Raw genomic sequence first — 21,167 nt, forward strand, 5'->3', positions numbered from 1 at the left:
TCCGCGACCACTGACCGCACCCCCGTGTCGGTCAGTTCTTGGCGGTGCCGATGACGGCGCCGTTGGCAGGGGTGACGGCACCCGCGAGCCCGCTCACCGGCACGTCGGCCAGGCCCAGTTGGCGAGCCTTGGCGATCAGCTCGTCCACCTGGCCCGAGCCGCCGGGCATGAGCTTCATCAGCAGCGCGGACACGGTCAGGTTCTGCACGTCAGATGTGGAGACCGAGCCCAACACCTTGGTCAGGTCCCCGGTGAAGGACCCGGAGCCGTCCAGCCAGGGCTCCGCCAGCGTCCGAGCGGTCTGGGAGTTGTCCATGAACCCGTCCACGGCCCGGCCCATCGACATCGCCCCGACGATCCGGTCGAAGAACGCCGACTCGCCGCCGATGATGCTGATGTCGGCGCTCTCCAGCCCCGTCGCCAGCACAGTGGCCTGGGCCTCTGCGATCTGCCGCTGCATGTCCAGCCCTGCGAGCCGGATCTCCTTCTCCGCCTCCAGCCGCAGCCGGTACTCCTCGTGACCGCGCGAGGCCTCGTCCAGGGCGGCCATGGCCGCAGCCTTCTCGGTCAGGCCCTCGGCCTCCGCCTTCAGCTTCTCGCCGATCGCGGTCGCCTCGGCCAGCGCCATCTCGCGGGCGCCGTCGGCCTCCGCCTTCAGCCGGGCCGTCGTGGCCCCGGCCTCGGCCCGGCCGGTCTTCTCGATCGCGTCCGCTTCCTTCTCCCGTACGGCCATCGCGGCAAGACCCTCGGCGGCGGCCTCCGCCTGGATGCCCTCGGCGAGACGGATCTTGGCGCGGGCGTCGAGTTCTGCGGTCTTGTTGCGGGCCTCGGCGAGGGTGAGCTCCTCTGCCGCACGGTGCACGGCCGCCTGCTCGGCGGCCTCCGCGGCCTTGATGTCCTTGACGAGCCGCTCCTGGGCCTCGGCCTCGGCGGCGATGACCACGGCCTGCCGTGTGCGTTCCGCCTCCTCGACCGTTCGGAGCCGCTTGATCGACTCCTCCTGCTCGGCGACCGTACGGTCCACCGCGACGCGTTCGCGCACGACCTCGGCGATGTCCCGCTTCTGGATCTCTACCTCCTTGTCGGCGGAGATCCGAGTCAGTTCCGTTTCCCGCTCCCGCGCGATGACCTCCAGCTGCCGGTCCTTCTCGATGCGCTCGTTCTCGATGGCGATGACCCGCTCGCGGTTCTTCTGCGCGACGGCCACCTCTCGGGCCTGGTTCTCCCGCTGGATACCGAGCTGTTCCTCCGTCTTGAGGAAGGCTCCCTGCGCTCGCAGGCGCTCCTCCTCCACCACACGGGCCGTCTCGGCTTCCTCACGGGCCCGCACGGTGTTGATCTCGCGGTGCTGCTTGGTCTCTGCGTCGGCCTGGCGGCGCTCCAGTTCGAGGATGGCCTCGCGGGCGTCGACGTTCTGCCGCGTGATCTCCTTCTGCTCGTGCTGGCGGTACTCGTTGGTGCGGACGTTCTCGATGGCCGTCAGCTCGGTGATCTTGCGGATGCCCTGGGCGTCCAGGATGTTGCCGGCGTCCAGCTGTGCGAGGGGCGTCTGCTCCAGGTAGTCGATGGCCGCGTCCTCCAGGCTGTAGCCGTTGAGGTCGATGCCGATGATCTGGATGATCCGGGACCGCAGTTCCTCGCGCATGGTGTAGAGATCGGTGAAGTCCATCTGCTTGCCAACGGTCTTCAAGGCTTCGGAGAACTTGGCGCTGAACAGTTCCTGCAGGGTCGCCTTGTCGCTGGCCCGTGCGGTTCCGATGGCCTGCGCGACCTTGATGACGTCCTCGGCGGTCTTGTTGACACGGACGAAGAACGAGATCCGGATGTCGGCGCGGATGTTGTCCTGACAGATCAGACCGTCGCGACCGGTACGGGAGATCTCGATGGCCTTCACCGAGATGTCCATGACCTCGGCCTTGTGCAATACCGGCAGCACGACTTGGCCGGTGAAGGTCACGTCGACCTTCCGCATCTTCGAGACGATCAGGGCCTTCCCCTGCTCGACCTTGCGGAACAGCCGGGTCACCACGAGCAGCGCGGCGATCGCGACGACGAGCACGGCGATGACGAGCGTGCCGAGGCCGGTTGAGATGGCATCCACGAGAACTCCCCCATGAAAGGTGCGTAGCTGAGATGTGGCGGGCAGGCCCTGAGGCCGCACCGCCGCCGCTGTGAGCCGTCGAACGGCGCTACCGGAACGAGCGTTGGCTCGGCCCCGGCGTGAGGCGGGGCGACGACGCAGTCGAGCGCCTGGGCGGACTGCCCTGGTGAGGCCGTGCGCTTCTGGTGCGCTACTGGGCCGGACCCGTCTTCCCCGGTCCGACTGCCGCGTTCAGACGGTGGAGCAGCGCCGATACGGTCCGGGTTCGTCGGGGAGGAGAAGGGTCGGTGACCCCGAAGCGGCCTTGGTGTACTCGTTCACGCGCCCCCCTCTATGACCAAACCGTTTCCGGGGCCCGGCATCACACGCTTGGGCCAGCCCCTGTCTGGGCAACATCTTGGACCAGGCGCGACGCAGCTCACACTGCCGATGACCGGCAATCTTTACGCCGTTTTGATGCCGCTGCGAAAGGCAGGAATCACGGGCGAGGACGTGTGGCGGCTCATGGCACCGACACCGACCGAAAGCGAGGATGGCCCTATGCCGATGCTGACGGAGTTGCTGGTGAAGGAGGTGGGGGTCCCCATCGGCGCCGCACGTGAGGTCCTGTGGACATCCACCTTCCGTAGTCACCGGTGCTTGGCGACGGCCTACCGCGAGGGCAGGATCCCGCTCGCCGGCGACGCCGCGCACATTCACAGTCCGTTCGGCGGCCAGGGGATGAACATGGGTCTGGGCGATGCCGAGAACCTGGCCTGGAAACTGGCGCTCGTAGCCGACGGCCGGGCCGAGGACGGCTTGCTCGACACCTACGAGGAGGAACGCAGGCCCATAACCCGTGGGGTCTTGGCCTCCACGAGCGCCGTGACGGGAGTGGTCCTCGGGCAGGCCGCGTTGGCCCGGACTCTGCGCGATCACGTGTTCGTGCCCTTGCTCCAGGCCTTCGGTGCCGCGTCGGCTCTGGGAGAAGTCATCTCAGCTGACCCTCACTACCGGAGGGGCCCGCTCAGTGCCGACCGGGCACTTCCGCGGCTCCGGTCCGGTGCCGGGCGATCGAGCATCCGACAGACGGCACCACCACGCGCCTGTACACGGAGCGGCGGACGAAGTGGGCTCTCCTCGCACCCGCCGCGGCGGGCGCCGAATACGAGGCAGCGGCCCGTCGGCACCTCGGCGCGGACCACGTCACGGCCCTCAGCGCGGCGCAGACCAGGCGGATGATCCAGGAGTTACGGGGAGCAGGGGTACCAAAACACCACCGTCGAGGAGATCGCCACTGCCGCGGGGTCTCACACATGACGTTCTCCCGGCACTTCCCCACCAAGGAGGCGGCCGTCAAATCTGACGACTACGACGCCCTCATCGTCCACCTCGTTCAGACACGGCCACCGCACGAGGACGGCCTCACCGCCCTCCGCAACTCGCTCGCCCAGGGCCTGGAAGGCGGTCTACGGCACCGGCAGGGACACCCTGCTCGCCCGCACCCGCCTCATCTTCGAAACGCCTGCGCTGCGAGCCCGCACCTGGGAGACCCAGTACGCGCCTCAGCGGTTGTTCGCGGATGCTCTCAGGTCACGAAACCCGGAGGAGAGTGATCTTTCCACCCGTGTCACTGCCGCGTCCGTCCTTGCCGCAGTGACCACGGCCCTCGCTGGGTGGAGAGTGACGGCTGCCTATGCTGGTCGACGAGTCGGTCAGCGCCTTGCGGCCCACCTGACGGCTCGTTGTGATCAGCCCCTGGCGTGAGGCGAGCACGGCTGGCGGCAGGCGGCGCGGGGAAGCACGGTGATGCATCGAAGGGCCGACGGCCGTCAGCCTGACGGATCCGTATATGGGGGCTCCGGCCGATGGTCACGTTCCGCATTCGTGGGGGGTGACGGGAGTGCGCCGGTGGCGGCGCCGTCGGCTTCCGCCGCATCGGCGAGGGCCTCTGCGGCGGCTTCCGCCGCTTTCGCCGCGTCATTCGCGGCCTGGACGGCCAAGTCGTCCGACGACGTCGGGCGGGTGGCCTCGGACTGAGGGAGGGCCTCGCTGAAGGCGCGGGAGACGCTCTGGAGGGCGGACGTCACCTCACCGGGAATCACCCAGAAGGTGTTCCCCGGGCCCTGAGCGAGTTGGGGGAGTACCTGGAGGTACTGGTAGGCCAGCAGTTTGGGGTCGGGGTCGTTGCGGTGGACGGCCTGGAAGACCTCGTCGATGGCTCGTGCCTGGCCCTCCGCCTTGAGGATGTCGGCGGTCCGGTTTCCTTCCGCGCGGAGCACCGCGGCCTGCTTGTCGCCTTCGGCGGTGAGGATCTGGGACTGACGCTGCCCCTCGGCTCCGAGAATCGCGGCACGCTTGTCCCGCTCGGCCCGCATCTGCTTTTCCATAGCGTCCTTGATGGACTGCGGCGGGTCGATGGCCTTGATCTCCACCCGGTTGACCCTCAGCCCCCACTTGCCGGTGGCGTCGTCGAGTACCCCACGAAGCTGGTTGTTGATGGTGTCCCGCGAGGTCAGCGTCTTTTCCAGGTCCATGGATCCGACCACGTTGCGCAGCGTGGTGACCGTCAGCTGTTCCACCGCCTGGAGGAAGCTGGCGATCTCGTAAGCGGCCGCACGAGGATCCGTGACCTGGAAGTAGAGGACGGTATCGATCTCGACGACCAGGTTGTCCTCCGTGATGACCGGCTGAGGCTTGAAGGAGACGACCTGCTCGCGCAGGTCGATCACCGGGTACACGCGGTCGATGTAGGGGATGACTACATTGAGTCCGGGCTTCAGGGTGCGGTGGTAGCGGCCGAGCCGTTCGACGTTGCGGGCACGGGCCTGCGGGACGATGCGGACCGCGTGGATCACGGTGAGAACCGCGAAGACCGCGACCAGCAGGCCGGCGATGAGGAACGCCGAGATCTCCATGGTTCACTCCCGGGGGTAGACGAGCGCGGTGGAGCCTTTGATCTCGATGACGTCGACGGTCGTACCGGGAGGAATGACCTGCGTCTCGTCGTAGGCGCGGGCCGTCCATTCCTCGCCACCGATGCGGACCCTGCCGCTCAACCCCGTCACCTCGACGGTCACGTACGCGGCTCCTCCGACCAGGGCCTCTACGCCGAAATGCTCGCTTTCCCGTGGCATCAGGCGACGCATGGCGACCGGGCGCACGAACATCACACCGGCGGTCGCCACGAGTGTGAACGCCAGGAACTGCCACGGGAGTGGTAGTCCGATCGCCGCGAGGGCGGCCGTGACCAGCGCGGCGCCGCCGAGCAGCCCGAGTGCGGCGGTGAGAGTGAAGATCTCCGCCATACCCAGGAGAACTGCGGCGATCAACCAGATCAGCCATGGGTCCATTGCCTACGCCTCCCGACGGGACGAAGGAGAACACCACCTGTGTATCTTTTATGGCATTTTACCCGGTTTATGGACGGAATCGGAGCCAGGCAGAGCTCAACGGCGCGGCGGCCCCGGATGCCAAAGAGATGAGTGACCAGCATCAAGAAGGCATCGAAGACTGCCGGGCGCCAGCAGTGCGAGTGGGTCGTCCCGGAGTCACGATGAACAGGTCGGGGTGCGGACGGGCAGACTCTGGCAGGGGCCGCAGCCGTGAAGGTGTCAGGAAGCACGGCGGGAAGAGCTCCGGTGACGAGAGATCCGAGTCCGGCAACGTCATCCTGGGGAGGGGCATGGCCAATCGTGTTCATGCGGCGGTCGGGGCAGGTGGATCCGCTGCCTGTTCTGCGACGAAGGCACCTTCCGCAAGCGGGAAGGGCTGCTCAACAGTACGGGGATGGAATTCTTCAGCCTGGCCTGGGCGAACGAGTCGGCCACAGCGCTGATCTGCTGGTCCTGCGGGCACGTGCATCTCTTTGCGAACCGCGACATAGAGTTCCGTAGGGCTGGCAAGTGACACTTCGCGCCGCCCCGGTAGCCCCTTCGGCGATCAATGGAGAAGGGAGCGTGGAATGCGGCGCATCAGGGGAGCGAACGAAACGAACCGGCCCGAAAATGCCAGCGGCGCTCCTCGCCCACAAGAACGGGAAGCCCACGTGCCCGCCCGTGCCGGTCAACCGGCCACGGCAGCCATGACCAGCGCAACAGCCGCACCGCACAGCAGCACCACAAGTGGCCATGCCAGCGGGCCGCGCCCGGTACGCCTGCGCCACAGCACCAGCCACAGCGCACATGCCGCCACGAACACGACCGTCACACCGCTCAGCTCGCCCTCTCGCCACGCCACCCGCACGGCGCCGGGGTCAGCACCCCATACAACGAGCGCAACGAGGACGCCCACGGCCAGCGCGCACACCGCTTCCAGCAGCCTGCTCATACGGTGCCCTTCTCCTCCGGCGCGTCCGCCAGGTCAGTGCGGAGCCGGAACGGACGGCTTGACCTCGACGGTCTCCGTCCTTCCCGATGATCCAAACGAAACGGCCTAGCTAGCTAGTTCACCTCACCAAGGATCCGCTCAGTCCGAGGTCGCGAGGAGGTAGCGCATGACGGCGGTGGCGGACACCACTCCCAGCAGCCTGGCCTCGTTGTCATCGCCGTGTTCCATCACGGCCACGAGCGGGATCTGCTTGCGGGCCATGACGGCAGCCATCTGAGCGGCGCTCGCGTCCGGCCCCACATACTGCGGGCCGAATCCGCGACGGGGCAGCCAGTCCCTGATGGACCGCTCCCCGAGGGTCGCTGCCAGCCGTTCCGCCGGCTCGTCCCGGAGGACGGCTGCACGCAGCGGGTCGTCCAGAGCTGGGTCGGGGACGAGCTGCTGCACCAGCTGGGGCACGGGAACCACGGCGTACGGCATCCCGTGCGCATCGAGTACGAGCAGCGCGGGGAGGCCGTGCTCGGTCACCAGTCGGACGGCGGCGTTCGTGCTGTCGTCCGTCGTGACGTACGGGTAGGGAGCGGCGAGCTTACGTGCGGACACGAGCGGTCTCCTGGGCGTGTGCGGCTGCTTCGGCCGGTGTGCCGCCGGGGATTCCCGTGATGTCCTCGACGTGGAAGAGCCGGGCCACCGGGACGTCGGTGCTGCTGTGCGCGATGATCGAGAAGGCGATGCACACCGCGATGAGTGTGTAGGCCTGTTCGCCCTGGGGGATTCCGGCCTGGAGGACGAGCAGGCCGTACACCACCGAGGCGAAGCCCTTGGGGCCGAACCAGGCGGCGACCAGCTTCTCCCGGCGCTCCAGCCGCGTACCGAGCAGCGACAGGAGAAGCGAGGCCGGCCGTATCAGGAAGATCGCCAAGAGTACGGCCACGTATCCGCCCAGGGACAGGTCGCCGAACAACTGCGGGGTCAGCAGGGCACCGAAGACCAACAGCGCCGCAAACTTCGCCAGTTCTGCCAGAGACTCGCCCAAGGGCTCGAAAGCGGCCTTCGGCTCCGGCGAGACCGTGGCGAGAACCGCGCCGGCGGAGAAGGCCGCGAGGTAAGGGTTGGCGTGAGTGAGGTGGCAGAGCCCGTAGAGGATGATTCCGGTGGCGAGCGGCAACAGCGGTTGCAGCTTTGGCTCGGCACCGAGGAACTGGAGCCGGAGGAGGCCGGCCACGACCAGCGGCAGGATGACTCCGAACGCGAGACCGAGGCCCAGCTCCAGGCCGATCATGCCGATGGACGCCTCGGAGTGGGCTGCCGTCGGTCCGGCAGCGGCGATGAGGACCAGTACGACGGGCAGAGCAAGCCCGTCGTTGATCCCGCTTTCGACATTCAGCAGTTGCCGGAGCTTGGTCGGAACTTCCTTGCGCCCCACGATGGCAGAGGCGAAGACCGGGTCGGTCGGCGCCAGCACGGAGCCCACCAGGAAGGAGGTCGTCCAGTCCATGCCGGCTACGTAATGGGTCACCAAAGCCATGCCGACCATGGCCATGGGCATGCCCAGGCCGAGCGCGCGGGCGGGGTTCTTCCAGTTCTCCCGGAGTTTGGGGAACGAGACGTGCATGCCGTCGGTGAACAGCACGGCGAACAGCGCCAAGTCGGCTGTGACGGCGACGATTTCACTGTCGGCGGTGATGTGCACCAGGCCGAGGAACCCGTCACTGACCAGTGCTCCGCCCAGAAGGAAGAGCAGCGAAGTGGAAAGAACGGTCCGGGCGGCGAGCCCGGACAGCAGCACCGCCACAAGCAGTGCCACACCAAACACGGCAACAAGAACCATGACGGAAGCCCCCTGGTCTTCGAAGAGAGTTGTCCCCTGATCGCCGACCAGACTTCCCGGCACGCCGTGCGCTACTTTATACGACTCTTACGAGCTCTTGGCGAGATTCTGACGGCAGTTCCGGACGGGAATCGCTGCCGGAATCCGGCAGGTAGCCGAGAGCGTGAGGCCGCACATCGTGGGCAGCCGCACCAGAGAGGTACCGATGAAACGAAGCCCTGCCCGTCCCGCCCGCGCCGTGGCGAGACGCTTTCTGCTCCCCCTGACCGGCGCCGAGTCGACCGGTCGGCCCGCTTTGCGCGGGCGGTCGGCGGCCCGGCCGTACGCCTCTCACGTATCGCATCTGGCGGGTGGCCGATGACCGCGAGGATCCGCACCCGTCTGCGTGCCTGGCTGGGAAGAAACACGAGCGAATTTCGCGCGGGCGTACTGCTCGTTGCCGTAGGTGTCCCCGTGTCCGTTGCCGGAGCTGCTCTGTACGTCCTGCCTGAACCCGACTTTCCCCTACTCATGATCGGGCTGTCCTGCCTTGTCACCGGGCTCGTCATGGTGGGAGCGAACGCCACGCGGCGCAGCCGCCGCTGATCCCGTGTGAGAGGCGGTCCTACGCGCCCTGTCGCGGCGGCACCTCCTCGAGTCGCACGAACGGGATCTCGCCCCCCGCACGGCGGAAGGCCTCATCGGTGCCTTCCACATCGAAGGCGAGGTACCGGCACAAGGTGAGGGCCGCGCCAGGATGCCGCGCCGCGTACTCCGACATGATCGACGCGCCCTCATCAGGGGAAAGAAAGTGGGCGTTGACCGGATAGAACGTCCGGCCGACCTGGATGGTCACCTTCGGGATGTGCCGCAGGTTCCGGTACCACTGCGCACGCGCACCGAAGCCCGATGCCACTGTCCACGTGCCGCGCCCGGGATTGTGGGCCACGACTTCAAGACATACCTCGCGGGTTTCTCCGGACACCAGGCCAGTGTGCTGGAGCACGAGTAGCCGCTTGCCGAAGACAGGCCCCAGCCCGACGCGGAAGAGGAGTAGCGGGAGCCGGGCGATGCGCCACCTCCACCCGGTAGGCGGAGCTGGATGGTCGCGGAGCCGGGGCGGCCTTCTCATCTGGAACCCCTGCGGGTGCGAGGGGAGAGTGGACCGTCCGAAGCGGGTAGGTAACAGTTCAACGGGGAAGTGCTTTGGATGCAGAACTTTTGCATAGGCTAAACCTGACAGGTGGCGGGTTTCCCTTCAACCTCTCACCGAGGTGTCGGTCAACGGCGTTTTCCTTCGTCGACCAGGTTCGCACAAGGCACCGGAGCGCCTCATGGATCCCGACCAGTCACCATCGGCAACTGCCGGAACCACCCTGCGGGTGCTGCCGTACGCCGTAATGGCGGTTGTCGCGGTGGCCGACGTGACGGCGGGCCCCGGCGTCGGCCTCCTTCCCCTGGTCTCGCTGGGGCCCGCCTTCGCCGGCCTGGCCGGGGGATGGCGCCGGACCGCGGCGGTCGGAGTCCTCGCACTCGGTCTGTGTCTCGGGCTCGGTCTGTACGACGGCCTCTTCGACAACCGGCGCGGCTACACGGCGATGGCGGCAGTCGCGGGCGTGACCGTGGCCGGAGTGGCCGCGGCGGTGATGCGCCGTCGTAGGGAGGACGAGCTCGCGAGCGTCCGCTCGATCGCGGAAGTCGCCCAGCGCGTCCTGCTCCGGCCCGTGCCCCGGCTGGCCGGACATGTGCGCGCGGCGGTGTCCTACACCTCCGCCGTTGCGGAGGCGCGGATCGGCGGGGATCTGTACGAGGTGGTCCAGGTGGCAGGTGGCGTACGGGTGATCATCGGCGATGTGCAGGGCAAAGGGCTGGAGGCGGTGGAAACAGCCGCGACTGTGCTCGGGGCCTTCCGGGAGGCCGCGTACAACGAGCCGGACCTGTCCGCTGTCGGTGACCGAGTCGAGTGCGCCGTCCGCCGAACCGTCGATCAAGAGGGTGATGGCGAGAAGTTCGTCACCGCCTTGCTGGCCGAGATCACGGAAGACCGGGGGACGGTGTTCGTCAACTACGGTCATACCCCGGCTCTGGTGATCCGCCGTGACCGCGGGACCTTCTTCGCCGATCCACCGGAGCACGCCCTGCCTCTGGGGCTCACCGGTGACGGTGAGCGGCCGACGCCGTACCAGGTCGATTTCGGCCCCGGAGATCAGCTGCTGCTCTATACAGACGGAGTCACAGAGGCGCGTGGCGTCAGCGGTGACTTCTACCCGCTGAGGGAGCGGACGGGACTCCTCGAGGGCCCTGACCCGCAGGAAGCGCTGAATGCGCTGCGCGCAGACGTCGTGTCCCATGCGGGCGGCCCGCTGCACGACGACGCTGCGATGCTGCTCCTGCGCTGCCGATAGTGGGGCGCTCGTGGGTGTGCTGCGGCCGAGCGGTACAAAGAGGTATGACCGATTACCCGCGGCCCGCAGCCACCGCTCCCGACGAGCACGATGTCGACGATGTCACCCGCGCCGTACTGACCGCGTCCAGGTTGCTCGTGGCGGTGTCGGCGCGGTCGCTGGCGGCCATGGAGGACAAGGTCACGGTTCCCCAGTTCCGCATGCTTGTCGTCCTCGCCACCCGTGGGGCGACGAAGCTCGTCGTCCTCGCGGACCAGCTCGGTGTGAGCCCGTCCACGGCCATGCGGATGGTCGACCGGCTGATCACCGCCGGCTTGGCCGATCGCCGGCACAACCCTGAGAGCCGCAGGGAAACGATGTTGACCGTCACGGACAGCGGGCGGCGGCTCGTCGAGGACGTGACCGCCCGCCGCCGGGCCGACATCGCGGTGATCGTCGAGCGGATGGAGCCCGCCCAGCGTTCGGCTCTGGTGACGGCGCTGACCGCGTTCAGCGAAGCCGGGGGTGAGCCGCCGGTGACCCATCCGGATGTCCTGCCACACCCCCTCGGCTGGACCGACCCCCCTCGCTGACCGGGCGAGCGCCTTGCGTGGAGTCCCTCCACCCCTGCGTCCTCATGTGAACCAGGCCTGGGTGGACAGCTCGGGGTTCAGTCCGTGGGCGGCCCGCCCGAGCAGTACCGCCGAGGAGATCAGCCCCACATGGCTCAGAGCCTGGGGGAAGTTCCCGAGGAACGCTCCGGTACCGGGATCGATCTGCTCCGGCAGCAGTCCCAGTTCGTTCGTGTAGGAGCACAGGTGCTCGAAGAGGGCTGTGGCCTCTTCGACTTGCCCCTGTCCGACGAGATTGTCCACGAGCCAGAAGCTGCACAGAAGGAATGCCCCTTCGGGTCCTCCCACACCGTCGGGAGATTCCTCGGGCAGGTAGCGGTACAGCAGCCCGCCACCGGCATTCAATCGCTCGGCTACGGCCCGGCAGGTCGCGGCCATCTTGGGATGGTCGGCGGGCAGTACGCGGCGCAACGGCAGGGCCAGCAATGAGGCGTCCAGGCCGCCGCCCGGCCCCAGATGCTCGGTCAACGCCCCCAGTTCCGGGTCCCACGCATCGGTGAGGATGCGCCGGGTGATGGCCAGGGCCTCCTGCTCCCAGGACAGAGGGTCTCCTGGCAGGCCCAGCCGCCGGGACAGCCTTGCCGCCCGGTCCAAGGCGACCTGGCACATGGCGGCCGAGTAGGTGAAGGGTCGCGGTGGCGAGCGAACCTCCCAGATCCCGTGGTCGGGACGGGCCCAGGCGTCCCGGCTCGTCTCCGCCAGTGCTCGCAGCCGCCCCCACAGGCCAGGAGCGATGGTGCCGCCGGTGGCAGCCCACTGGAAGGCGCAGTCGAGAACCTCACCGAACACGTCGTGCTGGACCTGGTGGGAGGCATCGTTGCCCCAGCGCACCGGTGCCGAGCGCCGGTATCCCGACAGCCGAGGGTCCACGATTTCACGCGGCGCCACATGGCCGTCGATGTCGTATACGACGTGCGGTCTCCCGGGGGTGTCCACGGCGTCCAGCACCCAGGTGAGAAACCCGCCGGCTTCCTCAGGCAAGCCGATCCTGCGCAGTGCGAAGACCGTGTACGCGGCGTCGCGCACCCAGGCGTATCGGTAGTCCCAGTTGCGGTCGCCGCCGATTCGCTCAGGTAGGGATGAGGTAGCAGCTGCGACGATCGCGCCGTTGGCGAAGTGGTCGAGGAGCTTCAGCGTGATCGCTGACCGGTGAACCAGATCTTTGCGCGGAACCTCCAGGTGGAGAGCGCCGCTCCAGCGGCGCCACGCCCGTACGGTGTCCGCAAAAGGATCCGCCGCCGTCGGCGCTCCGGCACCCGGCTCCCACTGGAGAGCCACCCAAAGCCGGTCTCCCTCACGCAGCGGCAGCACGGCAGGCCAGGCAGCCAGCGGCCGCGACCAGCGCAGCGCGACTTCGACCCGTTGCTCGGGGCAGGAAAGCCGCAGGCCGTCTGCGGTGGGACGTACGGAGGCGCCACCGCGCGGTTCCAGGCTCAGGATGATCTCGGGCCGCCCGTGCAGCACCTCCACCATCCGCAGGAAGGTCCCCGTCCCCGCGGGGGCATCCTCCTCCAGCACAGCCCCGGCGCGCAGAAGCATGCCGTCCGAGATGCGTACCGTCCCGGCCGGCGAACGAATCTCTGTGACGAGCACGGCGGTGCCGGGCAGGTAATGCTGTCGCGCTTCCTCCGCCCCCGTTACGACGAACCGGAACTCCCCGCCCTCTTCACGGTCGAGCAAGGGACACACCAGCGGAGGCGAATCGAATCTCGGTACGCACAGGAACCCGACCGACCCGTCGTGTGCCACCAGGGCGCAGGTGGCTCCGTCCCCGACAATGCCGTGCTCCTCAATGGGTGGGTATCCCTCCACCTGATGGAGCGGACGCCAGTCACCCATCGCTGACCGCTACCTCGGCGAGAGCGACCTCGCGCGGGGGTGGCGGGTGCACGGAGCCGACGGGTGTACTCCACCGAGCTGAAGTCGGACGGGTCGTCCGCCGACTTGGAGGACGCCCCGTCGGCCATCCGGAGGGAGCATTGCACGAGGGTGGGCCACTGCTGGTGGGCACGGGTCTCACCTCCTCGCTACAGCACCTCTTACCCAAGGGGTACCCACACCGCAGTCGGGGTACCCCCTGGGTAAAGGTGTTGCCACTGTCGGCCTCGGAGCGGGCAGGAGGCCGCCGCGATGGATTGCTACGACTGCCTGGCGAACCCGGGCACGGCCAACACGGCGGTGGCGGTGCACGAGGTGCATCTGGCCGCGGGGCTCGGCAAGAGCACTACGTGCCCACCCGCCAAGCGGGTCGTCCGTCCCGCTTGCGCCAAGGCGGAGCGAAGCCTCTGAAGCGTGGCGGCAGGGCAGGGAGGTGCTCGCCGTGGACCGGGAACACGAGAGGCGGGTGCTGGCCGAGATCGAGAGTCGCCTGCGCGAGGAGGCTCCCGGTCTGGCTGTACACCTGGACCGCTTCTCCGCAGGGTCCGACCCCGACGTGCGGCGGACGCGCCGTCGGAAGGTTGCCATGGTCCTCCTCTGCCTCTTGATCGCGGCCTGGTTCGCAGCCCTCCTCCTCGCTTCCAGAGGGGGCCCGCAGCCGGCCGACGGGCGAGTCGATGGTGCGCTGGCCCCCGTGGCCGCGGTGGTGGCCGAGCGGAGCGCCCCCAGCGAATCCGGGAGGTGAGAGAGAACGCGATCACTTACGGTTGGGTACTGCGCTGACTGCGAGCGCCGATGAGGGCTCACGCGAGCAATGCCCAGACCAGGCCCCCCTTCGGCCGCCTGCTGCCAGCCTAAGAGGCCCAGTAGGACGGCCATGACAGCCACTGCCGTCAGGGAGTAGTGCTGCGCGAGGAACCTCCCCTGCCGACGTCCGTGACCTGGTGCTTTGAAGTCGGCGATGGCCGTCCTGATCGCGAGTGCCCCCACGATGATGGCGGCACCCAGGAACGCGGCGGTTGTGGAGCTGCCCAACAGGGATCCCGTGTTCGTCATACGGTCGGAAGGTGAGGTTTGCGAGTCCTGCCAGTAGACGTCGTGGATGCCAGCGGTCCCCGGCGTGGGAGAGCGGCCCTGGCGGGAACCTGCTCCGAGGCGTCGGCGATAACGGGCATACTGCCCACGCTCAGCGCACCGCCCGGAGAAATGCCCGGGTGCGTTCGTGCTGCGGCGCCTCGAACAGCTGCTCCGGGGGGCCGGACTCCAGGACCCTGCCGTGGTCGAACATGACGACCCGGTCCGAGATGTCCCGGGCGAACCCCATCTCGTGGGTCACGCACAGCAGGGTGACGTCGGTGGAGGCGGCGACGTCGCGCAGGACGTCCAGCACCCCCGCCACCAGCTCCGGGTCGAGTGCGGAGGTCACCTCGTCGAGCAGCAGGACGTCCGGCCGCATCGCCAGGGCGCGGGCGATGGCCACCCGCTGTTGCTGCCCCCCGGACAACCGCGTCGGGTGGGCGTCGTGCTTGTCCTCCAGGCCCACCAGGTCGAGCAGCGCCCGGCCTCGCTCGGCCGCCTCCTCCCGGCTCAGGCCCAGGACGTGGACCGGGGCCTCGGTCACGTTCTCCAGAACCTTCATGTGCGGAAACAGGTTGAACTGCTGGAAGACCATGCCGATCCGCCTCCGGGGCGCGGACAGGTACTTCTCGTCGGCCGGGGCCAAGGAGCCGGCCCGGCCGGCAGGCATGTGGGAGTACGGCCGCCCGTCCACGTGGATGACTCCCTCGGTGACCCGTTCCAGGGTCATCAGCAGCCGCAGGACGGTGGTTTTGCCCGAGCCGCTCGGCCCGATCAGGGTCACGCGCTCGCTCCGGCCCACGCTCAGGTCGAGCCCGTCGAGCACGGTGTGGTCGCCGAAGCGTTTCACGACCCCCTCGAAGCGGACCATCTCCGGGCGATCGGCCCCGGTATCAGCGGGCAAGGCGGTTCTCCAGACGTCGCATCAGTACGGATGTGGGGTAACTCGCCAGCAGGAAGACGAGCGCGGCGAGGGTGAACGCCTCGAGGTAGGCGAAGTGGACGCTGCCGAACTCGTTCGCCCGGTGGACCATCTCCTGGACCGCGATCACCGAGAGGAACGGCGTCTCCTTGAACATCGAGATCACGTAGTTGCCGAGAGCCGGAATCACGTTGCGGACCGCCTGGGGCAGCACCACGGCCCGCCACACCCGGCGCCTGGGCAGCGACAGCGCGACCGCCGCTTCCCACTGACCCTTCGGAACCGCGTCGATCCCCGCCCGGTACACCTCGCTGGTGTACGTCGCGTAGTGCACGCCCAGTACCACGATGCCCAGTGTCAACGCGTTCAGGCCGGGGACGAGCACCCAAGCGGCGAAGAGCTGGATCATCACGGGTGTGGAGCGTATGAAGTCGGCGGCCAAGCGCAGGGGCAGGGTGATCCAGCGGGTCGAGGTGCGCTGGATCACGGCGAGCACCAGCCCGAGCGATATCGCCACGGCCGAGCCCAGCACGGTGGCGTACAGGGTGGTTCTGAACCCGCTCAGGACCACGGGCAGGCCCTCGCGGGCCGTCTCCCAGGACCACATCAGGCACCCCCGGTTCCCTGTCCCAGGCGGGACTTCGCAGCCGACTCCACTGCCTTCATGAGGGCGTTCAGGACGGCGGCGAGGGCGTAGTAGATGACGAGGATGGCGAGGTAGGCCTGGGCCGTGTTCCCGGTCAGCGACCGCAGCTGGTCCATCTCGAAAGTCAGGTCGGCGATGGTGATCAGGGACAGGAGGGGCGTGGCCTTCAGCATCTGGATGAGGAGGTTGCCGAACGGCGGGATCATCTGGACCCAGGCCTGCGGCAGGATCACCCGCCGCATGCGCTGCCACGGGCTCATTCCCAGAGCGACAGCCGCCTCCCACTGGGCACGGGGGACCGCGTTCAGGGCACCGCGCACGACCTCGGAGCCGTAAGCGCCGAAATTGAGACCGAAGGCCACGACGGCGCAGGCCATCGGATCCAGCCGGAAGCCCAGCACCGGAAGGGCGAAGAACAGCCAGAAGAGCTGCACGTACAGGGATGTGCCCCGGAAGAACTCGACGGTGATCCGGGTGGGTCCGCGTACGAGCAGGCGCGGTGAGCGCGCCAGGAAGCCGAAGACGAAGGCCACCACCAGCGCCACCGCGGCGCTGAGCACGGTCGCCTGGACCGTGACCCGTACGCCTTCGGCGATGCTGGGGAGCGAGCGGGTGAACTCGGTGACGAAGTCAGCCATCCGAATTCACCGTCAGACCTTGCACAGATCGGCGGTACGCAGGGTGGCGGGTGGGATCTCCCGCGTCGTGAACCCGTACGCGCCGATCAGCGCGACGTACCGGTCCGGATCACCGGTGATCTTGGCGAGTTCCGTGTTGAAGGCGTCCCGGAGTCCGGTTGCCCGGGGGCGGAAGACGGCTCCGCCAGGGCTGTACTGCTTGCGGCCGTCCACCTCCGGGACGAAGGGTTCGAGGACCTCCACGGCCGCCCCGGCATTCGTCCTGGCCAGCCAGCGCAGGGAGATCCCCGTCAGGACGAACGCATCGATGCGCCCCGCCACCAGCGCGTCCAGCCCGTCCTGCTGTTTGGCCAGGGACTTGATGGCGGGCTTCGCGACCCCTGCCCCCTTCGCGTACGCCGCTTCGACCGCGGCGGTCAGCACGCCGACCGTCACGCCGGCTCCGGCGCAGGACTTCAGGTCGCTCAATCCTCTGGGGTTCCCCTTGGGCACCATCAGGGCGGTGGGCGAGACGAACTCCGGCTCCGAGAAGATCACTTTCGCGCAGCGTTCGGGGGTGATCGCCATGCCCGCGCTGACGACGTCGAACCGGTCGGCGAGCAGCCCCGGGATCAGTGCGCCGAAGTCGGTCAGGGTAGGGCGCATCTCGGCCACGCCCAGCGCCGAGAAGATCTCGCGGTGCAGCGTCGGTGCCTCCCCGGCGAGCTCGTTGCCGTCCTTGAAACCGTACGGCGCCTCGCCCGCGAATCCCACCCGTACGAATCCCTGCTTGCGGAGCTTCGCCAGAAGGTTGCCCTCGTCCTGGGGGGCGCCCGTGCCGGCCTCGGTACGAGAACACGCCGTGACCAGCCCCGGCGCCAGGGCCAGGCCGCCCAGCAGGCCGGTACGGGAGAGGAACCCTCGTCGGGAGAGGGGTCGGGGGGAGGGCATGTCGTTCCTTCCGGCAGTGCACAGGGGCGGCGTGTGGATGGTCAACGTGGCGGGACGGGCGCGGGCGAGGCGGCCACGGGTGTCAGCGCACCGGCGTGAAGTCTTGGGACGCGATGAAGGACGGGCGGCGCACGGGAGCGGCGAAGGGTGCCTCCGGCTGGTTGTGCACGCTGTTGAAGACGAGGAATACGTTGCTGCGCGGGTACGGCGTGATGTTGTCCCCCGAGCCGTGCATCGCGTTGCAGTCGAACCAGGTCGCGGAGCCGGCCTTGCCGGTGAAGAGCTTGATGCCGCACGCCGAGGCGAACTTGGTCAGGGCGTCGTCGGAGGGCGTCCCGGCATCCTGCATCTGGAGCGACTTCTTGTAGTTGTCCTTCGGGGTCGCTCCGGCGCAGCCCAGGAAGGTCCGGTGCGACCCCGGCATGATCATCAGGCCGCCGTTGGTTGCGTAGTTGGGCGTCAGCGCGATCGACACGGAGACGGTCCTCATTTGTGGCAGGCCGTCCTCGGCGTGCCAGGTCTCGAAGTCGGAGTGCCAGTAGAAGCCGCTCGCGCCGAACCCGGGCTTGACGTTGATGCGGGACTGGTGCACGTACACGTCGGAACCCAGGATCTGGCGGGCCCGGCCCACCACGCGCGGGTCGGCGGCCAGTCGAGCGAACACCTCGCTGAGCCGGTGGACCTCGAAGACGGACCGGACCTCCTGCGACTTTGGCTCGATGATCGAGCGCTCGTCCTCACGCGTCCGGGGGTCGGCGATGAGCCGGTCCATCTCGGCCTTGTAGCTGTCGACCTCCTCCGGAGTGATCAGCTGGTCCACCGGGAGGAATCCGTGGCGCTCGTAGCTTTCCAGTTCGTGTGCCCAGAAGGGGCCCACGGTGCCCGGCTCCGACCAGACGACGGGGTCCTTGCGGCCGATGAGCACCTCTTCGGCGCCCCTGGTGGGGTACAGGTCGGTGGTGAGGGTGGGGAACGTGGTCATGGTGGTGTCTGCCTCTCCTCTTCCTTGGGCCGGTCAGCCCTGGTCCGGCTCGGTGAGCAGCGGGTATGTGCCGTTCTGGTCGTGGTCTTCGCGGCCGGTGACCGGTGGGTTGAAGACGCACAGGCAGCGGAAGTCGCTCTTGACGCGCAGGGTGTGCCGCTCGTGTCCGTCGAGCAGGTACATGGTTCCGGGTGTGATGGTGTAGACCTCGCCTGTCTCCTCGTCGGTGAGTTCGGCCTTGCCCTCGGTGCAGACGACGGCCTCGACGTGGTTCGCGTACCACATCGATGTTTCGGTTCCGGCGTAGAGCACGGTCTCGTGGAGGGAGAACCCGACGCGTTCGCGGGCGAGGATGATGCGCTTGCTCTCCCAGGTGCCCGACGCCGCCTTGACGTGGCGTTCGGTTCCCTCGATGTCCCTGAACGAGCGGACGATCATGGTGTGGTGCCTCTCTTGGGCGTGGGTGGCGTTCAGGCGGTCTCGTGGACGGAGCGGGCCAGGATGTCGAGTCCCTCGTCCAATTCGTCGCCGGTGAGGGTGAGGGGCGGGAGCAGCTTGACTACTTCCCCCTCGGGGCCGGAGGTCTCGACGAGCAGGCCGTGTTCGAAGGCCTTGCGGCAGACGGCCTCGGCCCGCTGCTTGTCGGTGAATTCGATCCCCCACACCAGTCCGCGGCCCCGGTAGCTCGCGCCGCTGCGCTCGTGGTCGGCGCAGAGGCGGCGCAGGGCGCTCTCAACGCGTCCGCCGTGCACCAGAGTTTGCTGGCGCAGGGCGCCGTCGCCCCAGTACGCCTGCAGGGCGGCCGTCGCGGTCACGAAGGCGGGGTTGTTCCCCCGGAAGGTCCCGTTGTGCTCACCGGGCTCCCACAGGTCCAGTTCCGGCTTGAACAGGCAGAGGGCCATGGGCAGCCCGTATCCGCTGATGGACTTGGACACGGTGACGATGTCCGGGACGATGCCCGCCTCCTCGAAGGAGAAGAAGTCCCCCGTCCGGCCACAGCCCATCTGCACGTCGTCGACGATGAGCAGCATGTCGCGCCGACGGCAGAGGTTCGCCAGGCCCCGCAGCCACTCGGCGCGGGCCACGTTGACACCGCCCTCGCCCTGGATCGTCTCGACGATGACGGCGGCGGGGTGGTTCAGCCCCGAGCCCTGGTCCTCCAGCAGCCGTTCGAACCAGAGGAAGTCAGGGACCCGGCCGCCGAGGTAGTTGTCGAAGGGCATCGGAGTGGCGTGCACGAGCGGGATGCCGGCGCCGGCCCGTTTGAAGGCGTTGCCGGTCACGGCGAGAGAGCCGAGCGACATGCCGTGGAAGGCGTTGGTGAAGGAGACGACCGATTCACGCCCCTTGACCTTGCGCGCCAGCTTCAGGGCCGCCTCGACGGCGTTCGTTCCGGTCGGGCCGGGGAACATCACCTTGTAGGGAAGGCCGCGCGGCTGGAGGACGGCCGACTGGAAGGTCTCCAGGAACGCCCGTTTCGCGGTGGTCGACATGTCCAGTGCGTGAGTGATGCCGTCCCGCTCGATGTACTCGAGGAGGGCGCTCTTGAGCACTGGGTTGTTGTGGCCGTAGTTGAGGGATCCGGCGCCGGCGAAGAAGTCGAGGTAGGAGCGGCCCTGCTCGTCGTAGAGCCGACTGCCGCTGGCCCGCTCGAAGACGACCGGCCAGGCGCGACAGTAGCTGCGTACCTCTGACTCCACGGTCTCGAAGACGGTCGGGGCCGGGGCGGTGATGGTCAACGTATGCTCCAGTGCAGGTGTGTTGCGGTGCAGCCGCAGGCGGGCAGGCCCAGACCGGCTGGGGTTCAGAAGGACAGCGGACCGATGCGGTACAAGACCTCTTCCTCGTGACCTTCGCCGGGGAACTGGCCGCTTCCGAAGAGGACTTCGCGCCGTACCTGCCCGCCGTGCCGCTCGGCGTAGGAAGTGAACAGCCGCTCCGAGGCCGCGTTGCCGGGCGTTACGGTCGCCTCCAGGCATCGCAGGCCGCGCTCTTCGGCAACCCGCCGGGAAAGTGCGTCGAGAAGCGCGCCGGCGACACCCAGCCCCCTCAGGGACTCGTCGACGGCGATCTGCCAGATCAGCAGTGTCCGCGGCGCCTCGGGGCGCAGGTAGCCGCTCACGAAGCCGACCGGCTGCCCGGAGGCGTCCCGGGCCACCGCGGAGGTGTCGGCGAAGTCGCGGCACCACAGCAGGTAGCTGTACGGCGAGTTGAGGTCGAGGGCCTTGGAGTCGCGGGCGATTCGCCAGAGGGTGGCTCCGTCACTGACGGTCGGCCGATCGAGGTGAAATCCCGGGGGAAGGGCGCAGGCGTTGTCTCGGTAGTGGGCCGGTTCTGCACGAGCGGTGGTCATGCGGGCCGAAGTTACCCAGCAAAAAATGAAATTGCATGGGGTCGATGGGTTACCTGAAGCTTGACTGTGTGGTATTTGATTCGCCTCGAAGAGGGTGATCTGCGTAGCTGTTCGGTGAGGCAGACTGATGAAAAACAGGTCATTCTGCCCCATATGCTTTCAAGGTAACGAAACTGCAACACATTTGCTTCATGCTAAGTTTGAGTCTTGAACGTTATGGCATTGTCGGCTACTCGAAGGTTTGAGGAGAGACTGCCTGGATAGCGGGGCGCCATCGGCGACCGTGGCTTCCGACAATGGTGATGAGGTGTGGTCCCCGGGGCGGGCCCGGACCTATGGCCCGGCTGGACCAGCGGGAAGAGCCCACCCAGGCCATGCGTGATTGGCGACCACCGGGCGGAGCCTCCGGCTGTGTGGCGGTGGGCGCCTTGAAGTGACGGGGGCGGTTGCCGAGCTATTGGCTACCCCTACCCCTACCCCATCCGCTTCTCCGTAGTAACGTTCCG

21 protein-coding genes are annotated in these 21,167 nt (G+C 68.0%); 5 read left to right on the plus strand and 16 right to left on the minus strand.

Annotation, left to right across the window (positions count from 1 at the left end; all coding sequences use genetic code 11):
• Positions 1 to 31: 31 nt before the first annotated feature.
• Positions 32 to 2,101: a flotillin family protein gene (locus tag AC6CKD_RS33490; RefSeq protein ID WP_498332576.1), complete on the minus strand. Its 2,070-nt coding sequence runs from the start codon at positions 2,099 to 2,101 to the stop codon at positions 32 to 34.
• A gap of 504 nt (positions 2,102 to 2,605) precedes the next feature.
• Between AC6CKD_RS33490 and AC6CKD_RS33495 the strand changes: the two genes are divergently transcribed.
• Complete coding sequence (locus AC6CKD_RS33495; protein WP_498332617.1) at positions 2,606 to 3,322, plus strand: FAD-dependent monooxygenase; 717 nt, start codon at positions 2,606 to 2,608, stop codon at positions 3,320 to 3,322.
• A gap of 249 nt (positions 3,323 to 3,571) precedes the next feature.
• Complete coding sequence (locus AC6CKD_RS33500) at positions 3,572 to 3,847, plus strand: acyl-CoA-like ligand-binding transcription factor (RefSeq protein ID WP_498332618.1); 276 nt, start codon at positions 3,572 to 3,574, stop codon at positions 3,845 to 3,847.
• A gap of 65 nt (positions 3,848 to 3,912) precedes the next feature.
• Here the strand turns inward: AC6CKD_RS33500 and AC6CKD_RS33505 are convergent, their stop codons facing one another.
• From AC6CKD_RS33505 to AC6CKD_RS33530, 6 genes are all read right to left on the minus strand, one after another.
• The gene (locus AC6CKD_RS33505) at positions 3,913 to 4,998 is read right to left on the minus strand and encodes an SPFH domain-containing protein (protein ID WP_498332577.1); all 1,086 of its coding nucleotides are present in this window, start codon (positions 4,996 to 4,998) and stop codon (positions 3,913 to 3,915) included.
• 3 nt (positions 4,999 to 5,001) lie between these two features.
• Positions 5,002 to 5,433, minus strand: coding sequence for an NfeD family protein (locus tag AC6CKD_RS33510; protein WP_498332578.1), 432 nt, complete (start codon positions 5,431 to 5,433; stop codon positions 5,002 to 5,004).
• A gap of 712 nt (positions 5,434 to 6,145) precedes the next feature.
• Entirely contained in the window at positions 6,146 to 6,409 is a 264-nt protein-coding gene (locus AC6CKD_RS33515) for a hypothetical protein (RefSeq protein WP_498332579.1), read from the minus strand.
• Between the two features lie 138 nt (positions 6,410 to 6,547).
• Complete coding sequence (locus AC6CKD_RS33520; protein WP_498332580.1) at positions 6,548 to 7,012, minus strand: CBS domain-containing protein; 465 nt, start codon at positions 7,010 to 7,012, stop codon at positions 6,548 to 6,550.
• The gene (locus AC6CKD_RS33525; RefSeq protein WP_498332619.1) at positions 6,999 to 8,240 is read right to left on the minus strand and encodes a cation:proton antiporter; all 1,242 of its coding nucleotides are present in this window, start codon (positions 8,238 to 8,240) and stop codon (positions 6,999 to 7,001) included. Before AC6CKD_RS33525 ends, AC6CKD_RS33520 begins: the two co-directional genes overlap by 14 nt.
• Before the next feature lie 604 nt (positions 8,241 to 8,844).
• Entirely contained in the window at positions 8,845 to 9,204 is a 360-nt protein-coding gene (locus AC6CKD_RS33530) for a nitroreductase family deazaflavin-dependent oxidoreductase (protein WP_498332581.1), read from the minus strand.
• Positions 9,205 to 9,553: 349 nt separating this feature from the next.
• Between AC6CKD_RS33530 and AC6CKD_RS33535 the strand changes: the two genes are divergently transcribed.
• Positions 9,554 to 10,624 carry a PP2C family protein-serine/threonine phosphatase gene (locus tag AC6CKD_RS33535; RefSeq protein WP_498332582.1) on the plus strand — a complete coding sequence of 357 codons (1,071 nt, stop codon included), beginning with the start codon at positions 9,554 to 9,556 and terminating at the stop codon, positions 10,622 to 10,624.
• A gap of 44 nt (positions 10,625 to 10,668) precedes the next feature.
• Positions 10,669 to 11,196 (plus strand): MarR family winged helix-turn-helix transcriptional regulator, encoded by a 528-nt coding sequence (locus tag AC6CKD_RS33540; protein ID WP_498332583.1) that lies wholly within the window; start codon positions 10,669 to 10,671, stop codon positions 11,194 to 11,196.
• Positions 11,197 to 11,238: 42 nt separating this feature from the next.
• On the opposite strand, the gene AC6CKD_RS33545 is transcribed toward AC6CKD_RS33540, so the two are convergent.
• Complete coding sequence (locus AC6CKD_RS33545; protein ID WP_498332584.1) at positions 11,239 to 13,074, minus strand: glycoside hydrolase family 15 protein; 1,836 nt, start codon at positions 13,072 to 13,074, stop codon at positions 11,239 to 11,241.
• A 481-nt stretch (positions 13,075 to 13,555) separates the two neighbouring features.
• On the opposite strand from AC6CKD_RS33545, the gene AC6CKD_RS33550 reads away from it, so the two are divergent.
• On the plus strand, positions 13,556 to 13,858 hold the full coding sequence (locus AC6CKD_RS33550) for a DUF3040 domain-containing protein (protein WP_498332585.1): 303 nt from the start codon (positions 13,556 to 13,558) through the stop codon (positions 13,856 to 13,858).
• Positions 13,859 to 14,299: 441 nt separating this feature from the next.
• Here AC6CKD_RS33550 and ehuA read toward each other — a convergent pair whose 3' ends face one another.
• From ehuA to ectA, 8 genes are all read right to left on the minus strand, one after another.
• Positions 14,300 to 15,061, minus strand: a complete 762-nt coding sequence (gene ehuA / locus AC6CKD_RS33555) for an ectoine/hydroxyectoine ABC transporter ATP-binding protein EhuA (protein ID WP_498332620.1) — start codon at positions 15,059 to 15,061, stop codon at positions 14,300 to 14,302.
• Positions 15,062 to 15,083: 22 nt separating this feature from the next.
• The gene (gene ehuD / locus AC6CKD_RS33560) at positions 15,084 to 15,719 is read right to left on the minus strand and encodes an ectoine/hydroxyectoine ABC transporter permease subunit EhuD (protein WP_498332586.1); all 636 of its coding nucleotides are present in this window, start codon (positions 15,717 to 15,719) and stop codon (positions 15,084 to 15,086) included.
• Positions 15,719 to 16,396, minus strand: coding sequence for an ectoine/hydroxyectoine ABC transporter permease subunit EhuC (gene ehuC, locus AC6CKD_RS33565; RefSeq protein WP_498332587.1), 678 nt, complete (start codon positions 16,394 to 16,396; stop codon positions 15,719 to 15,721). The genes ehuD and ehuC overlap by 1 nt, the downstream gene beginning before the upstream one ends.
• A gap of 12 nt (positions 16,397 to 16,408) precedes the next feature.
• Positions 16,409 to 17,326, minus strand: coding sequence for an ectoine/hydroxyectoine ABC transporter substrate-binding protein EhuB (gene ehuB, locus AC6CKD_RS33570; RefSeq protein ID WP_498332588.1), 918 nt, complete (start codon positions 17,324 to 17,326; stop codon positions 16,409 to 16,411).
• Positions 17,327 to 17,408: 82 nt separating this feature from the next.
• Positions 17,409 to 18,308 carry an ectoine hydroxylase gene (gene thpD / locus AC6CKD_RS33575; RefSeq protein ID WP_498332589.1) on the minus strand — a complete coding sequence of 300 codons (900 nt, stop codon included), beginning with the start codon at positions 18,306 to 18,308 and terminating at the stop codon, positions 17,409 to 17,411.
• Positions 18,309 to 18,341: 33 nt separating this feature from the next.
• Entirely contained in the window at positions 18,342 to 18,746 is a 405-nt protein-coding gene (locus AC6CKD_RS33580; RefSeq protein ID WP_498332590.1) for an ectoine synthase, read from the minus strand.
• 32 nt (positions 18,747 to 18,778) lie between these two features.
• Positions 18,779 to 20,047 carry a diaminobutyrate--2-oxoglutarate transaminase gene (ectB, locus tag AC6CKD_RS33585; protein WP_498332591.1) on the minus strand — a complete coding sequence of 423 codons (1,269 nt, stop codon included), beginning with the start codon at positions 20,045 to 20,047 and terminating at the stop codon, positions 18,779 to 18,781.
• Positions 20,048 to 20,112: 65 nt separating this feature from the next.
• A complete protein-coding gene (gene ectA, locus AC6CKD_RS33590; RefSeq protein ID WP_498332592.1) occupies positions 20,113 to 20,661 on the minus strand; it encodes a diaminobutyrate acetyltransferase in 549 nt (182 codons plus the stop codon).
• Positions 20,662 to 21,167 lie beyond the last annotated feature (506 nt).

The sequence above is a fragment of the Streptomyces sp. GQ60 genome, from assembly GCF_059758875.1.